Source organism: Pseudomonas sp. p99-361, from assembly GCF_003935475.1.
Lineage (GTDB): Bacteria > Pseudomonadota > Gammaproteobacteria > Pseudomonadales > Pseudomonadaceae > Aquipseudomonas > Aquipseudomonas juntendi.
The window spans coordinates 1-8245 of record NZ_RHQO01000115.1 but is presented as its reverse complement, the minus strand read 5'-3'; the positions used below and the strand labels follow the sequence as shown (position 1 = coordinate 8245).

Below are 8245 nucleotides of genomic sequence, written 5' to 3'. Positions count from 1 at the left end.
CACAGGGGTTACTGGCCCGAAACAAACGTAGGAGCGAGCGCAGCTCGCGATGCGCCGCGCGGGCGGCGCTCGATCTCCCAGGCGCTGAAAATGCTGCGGCTACCCTTACCAGAGACCATAGAGTCTCCCACCTCGATCGCATCGGCTTCAAATCCTGTGCAATCCCTGTGGGAGCGGGCAAGCCCGCGAAGAGGCCAGCAGCCTTAACGCACCAGGCAAGGCCGCTTGTTATCAAAGCGCCAACCCGGAATCAGGAACTGCATCGCCACGCTGTCATCCCGCGCCCCCAACCCCATGTTGCGGTAGCACTCGTGGGCCTTGGCCAGTTGATCCTCATCCAGCTCCACCCCCAACCCCGGCCGCGCCGGCACATGCACATGGCCGTCGACAATGCGCAGCGGCTCACGGGTCAGGCGCTGGCCGTCCTGCCAGATCCAGTGGGTGTCGATCGCGGTGATCTCACCCGGCGCGGCAGCCGCCACTTGAGTGAACATCGCCAGCGAAATATCGAAGTGGTTGTTGGAGTGCGAACCCCAGGTAAGCCCCCAGTCGTTGCACATCTGCGCCACCCTCACCGAGCCCTGCAAGGTCCAGAAATGCGGGTCGGCCAGCGGAATGTCCACCGACTGCAACTGGATCGCATGGCCCATCTGCCGCCAGTCGGTGGCGATCATGTTGGTAGCCGTGGGCAAACCCGTAGCGCGACGGAACTCGGCCATCACCTCGCGGCCCGAGTAGCCGTTCTCGGCGCCGCACGGGTCTTCGGCATAGGCCAGCACATCATGCTTGTCGCGGCACAGGGCGATGGCCTCCTTGAGTGACCAGGCCCCGTTGGGGTCCAGGGTGATGCGCGCTTCGGGGAAGCGTTCGGCCAGCGCCGTCACTGCTTCCATTTCTTCTGCCCCCCGCAGCACGCCGCCCTTGAGCTTGAAGTCGCTGAAGCCGTAACGCTGCTTGGCCGCTTCGGCCAGGCGCACAACCGCCTCGGGCGTCAGGGCCTTTTCATGACGCACACGGAACCAGTCGTCGTCACTGTCCGCTTCGTTGCGGTAAGCCAGGTTGGTCTGCTGGCGGTCGCCGATGTAGAACAGGTAGCCCAGCATCTTCACCGCATCACGTTGCTGGCCCTCGCCCAGCAGTGCCGCCATGGGCACATTCAGGTGCTGGCCGAGCAGGTCGAGCAGCGCCGACTCGATGGCCGTCACAGCATGCACGGTGATGCGCAGGTCGAAGGTCTGCAGGCCGCGCCCCGCCGAGTCGCGGCTGGCGAACGTCTGGCGCATGGCATTGAGCACGCGCTGGCAATGACCGATCGGCTGGCCTACTACCAGGCTGCGGGCGTCTTCCAGGGTCTGGCGAATGCTCTCGCCACCCGGCACTTCGCCAAGCCCCGTGTTGCCCGCGCTGTCCCGCAGTACCACCACGTTACGGGTAAAGAACGGGCCATGTGCGCCACTGAGGTTGAGCAGCATGCTGTCGTGGCCAGCCACCGGAATCACGCGCAGGTCGGTGACCACCGGGGTGCTGGTGTGAACGGCGGGTGTTGTCTGCATATTCATGGTTGTCGTCTCGCAGTCGTCAGTGGGTCTGGCCCAGGGCCGCGGGGCCCTTCAGGCTATCGGAAGGTGCGCCCTTGGGGCGTGTACGCACGAAGAAGATGGCAATTGCCGCCAGCACCGAAGTCACCGCCAGGCCATACAACCCGCCCTGGATCGAGCCGGTCTGCTGCTCCAGCAGGCCGAACGTGGTGGGGGCAACGAAGCCGCCGAGGTTGCCGACCGAGTTGACCAGGGCTATCACCGCCGCCGCGATGCGAGCATCCAGGTAGCCCTGCGGGATCGGCCAGAACAGTGACGAGGCCGACTTGAAGCCGATGGCGGCAAAGCACACGGCGACAAAGGCGAATACCGGCCCGCCGGTGGTGGACATGAACATGCCGATGGCCGCGACCACCAGGGCGCCTGCCACCCAGGCCTGCTGGAACTTCCAGCGTGCAGAACCGGCAGCGAAGGCATACATGGCCAGGATCGAGATCAGCCACGGGATGGAGTTGAGGAAGCCTACCTGCAAGTCGCTGAGGTCGCCCATGCGCTTGATGATGCTCGGTAGCCAGAAGGTGGCCGCGTAGATGGTTAGCTGGATGCAGAAGTAGATCAGGCAGAACAGGACGATCTGGCGGTCCTTGAGCAGGCTCCAGGCCGACGGCTTGGCCGCACCCAGCGCCTCGCGCGCTTGCTGTTCACGGTCGATGGTCGCGACCAGCGCATCCTGCTCGGCCTGGCTCAGCCACTTGGCGTCCTGCGGTTTGGAGTCGAGCCAGAAGAACACGAAGAAGCACAACGCCACCGAGGCCATGCCTTCGATGAACAGCATCCACTGCCAGCCGTGCAGGCCGAGCCCCTGGATTTGCATCAATGCCCCGGCCAAGGGGCCGGAAATCAGCGAAGCCAGCGCCGACCCGCTGAGGAAAATGGCGATTGCCTTGGCGCGCTCGGCCGCCGGCAACCAGCGGGTGAAGTAGTAGATCACCCCAGGGAAGAAGCCCGCTTCGGCCACGCCGAGCAGAAAGCGCAGTACATAGAACTGGGTTTCGTTCTGCACGAAAGCCATGGCCGTGGCCACCAGCCCCCAAGTGAACATGATGCGGGTCAGCCACAAGCGGGCACCCACCTTCTGCAGCAGCATGTTCGAAGGCACTTCGAACAGCGCGTAGCCGATGAAGAACAGCCCGGCACCAAAGCCAAAGGCCGCAGCGCTGATGCCCAGGTCGCTTTCCAGGTGCGGGCGGACGAAGCCGATGTTGACGCGGTCCAGGTAGTTGACGATGAACATGATGACGAACAGCGGCAGCACGTGACGCTTGACCTTGGCCACGGCGCTGGCCAACGCGTCGCCTTCATTCCGGGCAGACGGAGCGAGGGTGTCGTTCACAGGTGAATCTCCCACTAGTTGTTTTTGTGCGGGCCGGGGTTGTCTGACATGGCAGTGGGGACGAGCATAGGCCCCGAGAAGTTGTACGACAAGATCAACAAAATCGCCAAAATGGCAAAATACAAGCTTCAATAAAACTAATATGTTGCGATCTTGCAAAAACGGCCACTCGAAATGCACCCTCGAATCGCGAAAAATTGGGCAAAAAATATTTTTAGCAATTAACCTGTCATACAAGTACAACAAGAGGTGGACTACAGCATGCTCCCAGATCACGCGCACAAACGCGGCCACAGCCGCGCACATGACCTGGTCTCCAGCCTGACCCGGCAGATTCTCCTGGGCACCTTCAAGCCCGGCGACAAACTGCCGTCGGAGAACACCTTGGTACGCGAGCACGGGGTCAGCCGCACGGTGGTTCGCGAAGCCTTGTCGAAGTTGCAGGCCTCGGGGCTGGTGGAACCGCGCCACGGTATCGGCACCTTCGTGATGGCGCGCCAAGCCCAGGCCGGGTTGCGCGTTGCAGCGGAAAGCGCAGCGAATGTGCGCGACTTGCTGGAGCTGCGGGTCGGCCTGGAAAGCCAGGCCGCCGCGCTGGCAGCGCTACGCCGCGATGAAGGGCAGTTGGCGCGCATGCGCCAGGCACTGGATGACTACCAGGACCTGGCGGCGGCAGGTGACAGCTGCATCGAGGCCGACCGGCGTTTTCACCTGCTGATTGCCGAAGCCACCGGCAACCTGTATTTCACCGAGATGCTGCTGCAGCTGGGCAACGGCTTGATTCCGCGCAACCGCATGGCCCAAGCCGAGCGCAGTGGGTCGAAGATGGCACCGCAGGCATACCTGGCCAACCTGGAGCACGAGGCAATCCTCAATGCCATCCGCCGGCAAGACCCGGATGCAGCACGCGCGGCGGTGTGCCTGCACCTGTCCAACAGCCGCGACCGGCTGCTACCGGATTGACGGGCAACTGCGGCACAGCAGCCCCGGCGCTTACCAGGTCAGGCAGATCTTGCCGAAATGCCGGTTGCTCTCCTGGTAACGGAACGCGTCGACGATCTGCTCCAGCTCGAAGTGCTTGTCCACTACCGGCCGCAAACCGTTGGCATCAATGGCCCGCACCATCGCCTGCTGCTGCGCCCGGCTGCCGACCAGCACCCCTTGCAGGCGAATCTGCCGCACCAATGCCTGCACCAACGGCAGTTGCCCAGCCACGCCAGTAAGAATGCCGATCAGCGACACATGCCCGCCGATCCGTGCAGCGATCATCGACTGCTCCAGGGTAGCCGGGCCACCCACCTCGATCACGTGATCGACACCGCGGTTACCGGTCAGCTCGCGCACTTTCTCCCCCCACGCCGGGGTGCGCTTGTAGTTGATCAAGTGGTCGGCGCCCAAGGCCTTGAGCCGCTCCAGCTTGGCATCGCTGGACGAGGTGGCAATCACCGTGGCACCCGCCAGCTTGGCGAACTGCAGGGCGAAGATCGACACGCCACCGGTGCCCTGCACCAGCACCGTGTCGCCCGGTTTGAGGTGGTCGTCGCACATCAGCGCGCGCCAGGCGGTCAGGCCGGCAGTGGTCAGGGTGGCGGCTTCGGCATGGCTGAAGCCCGAAGGTGCCAGGGTAAACGCGGTGGCACGGGCGGTGACCTGTTCGCGGGCGTAGCCATCGATGCCGTCACCCGGCACCCGGGCAAAGCCTTCGACATTGGCCTGGCCATCGAGCCAGTCCGGGAAGAACGTACTGACGACACTGTCGCCGACCTGAAACTCGCTGACGCCGGCCCCTACGGCAACGACTTCGCCCGCACCGTCGGCCATGGGGATGCGCCGCTCACTCGGCCCCCACATGCCACTCACCACGGCGAAGTCATGGTAGTTCAGGGAGCTGGCGTGCAGGCGCACGGTGATCTCGCCGGCCTGGGGGGCCGCAGCCTCGCTGCTGCCGACCTCGACCTTGTCGTAGCCGCCGCCAGGTTGAACGTAGATGGCCTTGCTGGTCATGGGTTGGGTCTCCGTATCAACTTCAGGAATGGGAATGAGCATAGACAGGTCTATGGGTTGCAAAAGCTTCACGGGCTTTGCAGCAGCGGCGTTGTGTCGCGATCGGGCTGCGCACTATCGACTCAGCCCAGCATCACCTTCAGTGCCCGGCAATCGACCGCGTGCCAATCCACCAGTTGCGGCCATGGGTTATCGGGCACATTCACCAATATTGTGCGTGCCCCCGCTGCCCGCCCGCAGTCCAGGTCAAAACGGTAGTCACCCACCATCACCAGCTCGCTCGGCGCCACGCCCCAGGCCGCGGCAATCTTCAGCAACCCATCCGGGCTCGGCTTCGGTGCCGCCTCGTCACGCCCGAGCACATGCTCTACCGGGAAGCAGTCCGCCAGGCCGATCGCTTCCAGCGTCACATGGGCCAGTTCCCGCGCATTGCGGGTCAGTATCCCCAACCGGCAACCACGCGCAGCCAGTTCGCGCACCAGTTCAACTGCCCCGGTCGCCGCGGTGGAGGCTTCCGCCAGCTCACGCTCATGCTCCAGCAGCCAGGCATGCTTGGCCGCGGCTTCGTCGGCTGGCAAAGCCGCCAGGTGGGTAAGGATGTCGTCCTCGGCAGGGATACCCAGCGCCTCCCGAATGGCGGCAAAGTCATGCACCGCCACGGTCAGGGTGCCGTCCATGTCGAACACCCAGTTGCGCACCTGCTGCAGGCTCATGCCCAGTCCTTGCGGTGGCGAATCAGGCCTTCCTGGCTCGACGATGCCACCAGTTGCCCGACCTGGTTGAAAATGCTGCCGCGGCAGAAGCCACGGGAATTCCCTGCCCACGGGCTATCGGTGGCATACAGCAGCCACTGGTCGGCACGCAGGTTGCCGTGGAACCACAGCGAATGGTCGAGGCTGGCGATCTGCATGTCGCGCTGCCAAACCGACTTGCCATGCGGCACCAGCGCGGTGGTGAGCAGGCCGAAGTCCGAGGCGTAGGCCAGCAGGTACTTGTGCAGGGCCGGCACGTCGGGCAGGTTGCCGTCGGCGCGGAACCACGCATATTTCACCGGGTCGCCTGGCTTGGGGTTGAACGGGTCACGCTCGGTGACCGGGCGAATCTCGATTGGCTTGGCGCACAGCACCTTGTCGCGGATGCGTTCAGGCAGATGGTCTGCCATGGCACGCGCCAGTTCCACTTCGGTAGGCAGGTTTTCCGGGCCGACCACGTCGGGCATCTGCGCCTGGTGGGCGAAGCCTTCCTCGTCGTACTGGAACGAGGCGCTACAGGTGAAAATGGTCTGGCCCTTCTGGATCGCCGTCACCCGCCGGGTACTGAAGCTGCCGCCATCACGCACACGGTCCACCGAGTACACCACCGGCAGGCTGGCGTCCCCCGGGCGCAGGAAATAACCATGCAGCGAGTGCACATGGCGCGCGTCTTCGACCGTCTGGCTGGCTGCCGACAACGACTGGCCCAGCACCTGGCCGCCGTACAGCTGGCGGAAGCCCAGGTCTTGGCTGCGCCCACGGAAAAGGTTTTCCTCGATGGCTTCGAGGCTCAACAGGTCGACCAGGTCGTCCAACACATGACTCATTGGGGCATCTCCGTAGAAGCGAGCCTTGCTCGCGCTGCGCCGCCTGGGCGGCGCTCGAACTCACAGGCGCCGAACCCCTTGCGGCCCAGCGCCCTTTCAATGGGCAAATAATACAGCGTTTGCCATTCGCACCGAGCATGGGTGTGCATTCAGGCGCGCAGGGTGTGCTCCCAGTGCGCACGGTCGATGCGGTACAGCACATGCGGGCGTAGCGGGTGGCCTGCGGGCAGGCGCGGGTGCTCGAAGCTGCCGTGCAGGTCTTGCTGCATGCCGATGGCCTGCATCACCTTCTGCGATGGCAAGTTACTTTCGGCAGTGAACGACACCACCTCGTTCAGCCGCAATTGGGCGAACGCACAGCGCAGGCAGGTCCACGCGGCTTCGCTGGCAAAACCCAGCCCCCAGTGGCGCCGGGCCAGGCGCCAACCAATCTCCACGGCTGGCGCGAAATCGGCGTCAAAGTTTACCTGCAGCAAGCCGGTCATGCCGATGAATGCACCGCTGTCCTTGCGCTCCAGCGCCCACAAACCAAAACCGTATTCGTTGAAGTGCCCGCGTATCCGGCCAATCAGCGCGGCAGCTTCCAGGCGTGTGAGCGGTGCCGGGAAGTAACGCATCACCTGCGGGTCGGCACACAGCGCCGCGAATTCACGCAGGTCATCGTCGTGCCATTGGCGCAGCACCAGCCTTGCGCTTTCCAGTTGAAGGGTGGAGGTCATCGGGCCTGCTCCGGTTTTGCCGAATTACAGTCTACAGCGTAGGCGCCGGCGCGGTGTTCACCCAACGGGCCGCAACCGAATGCAATTTTCACACGCCCTTCACCGGCCCCCGACAGCTCGCTTAGCAAAATGCCGCCATCACTGCCGTGCCCGCCACGGCCCTGTCACTGGAGCAACGCATGCTATCGAGCAATACCCTGGGGCACCCTGCCATTCACGCCCGGCGCAAACGGCGCCTGTCTCGCAAAGCCCTTGGTGCCGCCCTTGGCTTGTGCATGGTCGTGGCGGCCTTGACCACCTGGCTGGCGACGAGGACGCATATCGTGGACCTTGGCAACGAGCAACAACTGAGTGACAGCGGCCTGCTGCAGAACTGGGCCGAGGGTGCCGTGATCGTGATGATCCGCCACGCCGAACGCTGCGACAGCGCCCCGGGCCCGTGCCTGGACGACCCCACCGGCATCACCGTGGCCGGCAGCCAGGCTGCCGCGCGGGTGGGCCAAGGCCTGCACCAACTGGGCCTGGCTAACACCGACCTGCTCAGCAGCCCGAAACTGCGCACCCGGCAAACCGCGCACTTCATCCTCGGCCAGGCGGTGGCCAGCGAAGACTGGCTGGAAAGCTGCGACAGCCAGTTCGCCAGCGATGCACTGGCGCACAAGCGTGCCGGGCACAACCTGGTGCTGGTGACCCATAACGGCTGCATCGATCACTTCGCCCGCCAGCAGCACGTGGCCGGCGGCGAGCGCGAAAGCGCCTACGCCAGCGCGCTGTTCGTTTCGGTGGACGGTAACGGCAAGGCACGCATCCTCGGCCGCCTGAATGAGCCCGACTGGCAGCGGGTGCTGGCCAGCGCCGCAAAATAGCAGTGGCCTGCTCGGGCCTCATCGCCGGTAAGCCACACAGGCGCTGTGGCAAACACCTGTCAGCCCTGATGCGGTCCCTGTGGGAGATTCTATGGTTCCTGGCAAGGGTAGCCGGAGCATCTTCAGCGCCTGTGAGATCGAGCGCC

8 protein-coding genes are annotated in these 8245 nt (G+C 64.4%); 2 read left to right on the top strand and 6 right to left on the bottom strand.

Features of this window, described 5'->3' with window-relative positions; genetic code table 11:
* Positions 1 to 203 precede the first annotated feature (203 nt).
* Both gudD and EGJ22_RS25260 read right to left on the bottom strand, forming a co-directional pair.
* Positions 204 to 1559 (bottom strand): glucarate dehydratase, encoded by a 1356-nt coding sequence (gudD, locus tag EGJ22_RS25265; protein ID WP_029887398.1) that lies wholly within the window; start codon positions 1557 to 1559, stop codon positions 204 to 206.
* Positions 1560 to 1578: 19 nt separating this feature from the next.
* On the bottom strand, positions 1579 to 2931 hold the full coding sequence (locus EGJ22_RS25260) for an MFS transporter (RefSeq protein ID WP_029887397.1): 1353 nt from the start codon (positions 2929 to 2931) through the stop codon (positions 1579 to 1581).
* Between the two features lie 261 nt (positions 2932 to 3192).
* Between EGJ22_RS25260 and EGJ22_RS25255 the strand changes: the two genes are divergently transcribed.
* A complete protein-coding gene (locus tag EGJ22_RS25255; RefSeq protein ID WP_009681793.1) occupies positions 3193 to 3894 on the top strand; it encodes a FadR/GntR family transcriptional regulator in 702 nt (233 codons plus the stop codon).
* A gap of 30 nt (positions 3895 to 3924) precedes the next feature.
* Here EGJ22_RS25255 and EGJ22_RS25250 read toward each other — a convergent pair whose 3' ends face one another.
* The 4 genes from EGJ22_RS25250 to EGJ22_RS25235 all read right to left on the bottom strand — a co-directional run bounded on the left by EGJ22_RS25250 (position 3925) and on the right by EGJ22_RS25235 (position 7233).
* Positions 3925 to 4935, bottom strand: a complete 1011-nt coding sequence (locus tag EGJ22_RS25250) for an NAD(P)-dependent alcohol dehydrogenase (protein ID WP_009681792.1) — start codon at positions 4933 to 4935, stop codon at positions 3925 to 3927.
* A gap of 122 nt (positions 4936 to 5057) precedes the next feature.
* Complete coding sequence (locus EGJ22_RS25245; protein WP_029887396.1) at positions 5058 to 5648, bottom strand: HAD family hydrolase; 591 nt, start codon at positions 5646 to 5648, stop codon at positions 5058 to 5060.
* Positions 5645 to 6514 (bottom strand): acyl-CoA thioesterase II, encoded by an 870-nt coding sequence (gene tesB, locus EGJ22_RS25240; RefSeq protein WP_029887395.1) that lies wholly within the window; start codon positions 6512 to 6514, stop codon positions 5645 to 5647. Before tesB ends, EGJ22_RS25245 begins: the two co-directional genes overlap by 4 nt.
* 149 nt (positions 6515 to 6663) lie before the next feature.
* On the bottom strand, positions 6664 to 7233 hold the full coding sequence (locus tag EGJ22_RS25235; protein WP_029887394.1) for a GNAT family N-acetyltransferase: 570 nt from the start codon (positions 7231 to 7233) through the stop codon (positions 6664 to 6666).
* Positions 7234 to 7412: 179 nt separating this feature from the next.
* Here EGJ22_RS25235 and EGJ22_RS25230 point away from each other — a divergent pair, with 179 nt between their 5' ends.
* On the top strand, positions 7413 to 8099 hold the full coding sequence (locus tag EGJ22_RS25230) for a histidine phosphatase family protein (protein WP_029887393.1): 687 nt from the start codon (positions 7413 to 7415) through the stop codon (positions 8097 to 8099).
* Positions 8100 to 8245 lie beyond the last annotated feature (146 nt).

Bases quoted from the DNA above. Each gene is read 5' to 3' on its own strand.
- gudD (WP_029887398.1), bottom strand. From the start codon at position 1,559: ATGAATATGCAGACAACACCCGCCGTTCACACCAGCACCCCGGTGGTC.
- EGJ22_RS25255 (WP_009681793.1), top strand. From the start codon at position 3,193: ATGCTCCCAGATCACGCGCACAAACGCGGCCACAGCCGCGCACATGAC.
- EGJ22_RS25250 (WP_009681792.1), bottom strand. From the start codon at position 4,935: ATGACCAGCAAGGCCATCTACGTTCAACCTGGCGGCGGCTACGACAAG.
- EGJ22_RS25245 (WP_029887396.1), bottom strand. From the start codon at position 5,648: ATGAGCCTGCAGCAGGTGCGCAACTGGGTGTTCGACATGGACGGCACC.
- tesB (WP_029887395.1), bottom strand. From the start codon at position 6,514: ATGAGTCATGTGTTGGACGACCTGGTCGACCTGTTGAGCCTCGAAGCC.
- EGJ22_RS25235 (WP_029887394.1), bottom strand. From the start codon at position 7,233: ATGACCTCCACCCTTCAACTGGAAAGCGCAAGGCTGGTGCTGCGCCAA.
- EGJ22_RS25230 (WP_029887393.1), top strand. From the start codon at position 7,413: ATGCTATCGAGCAATACCCTGGGGCACCCTGCCATTCACGCCCGGCGC.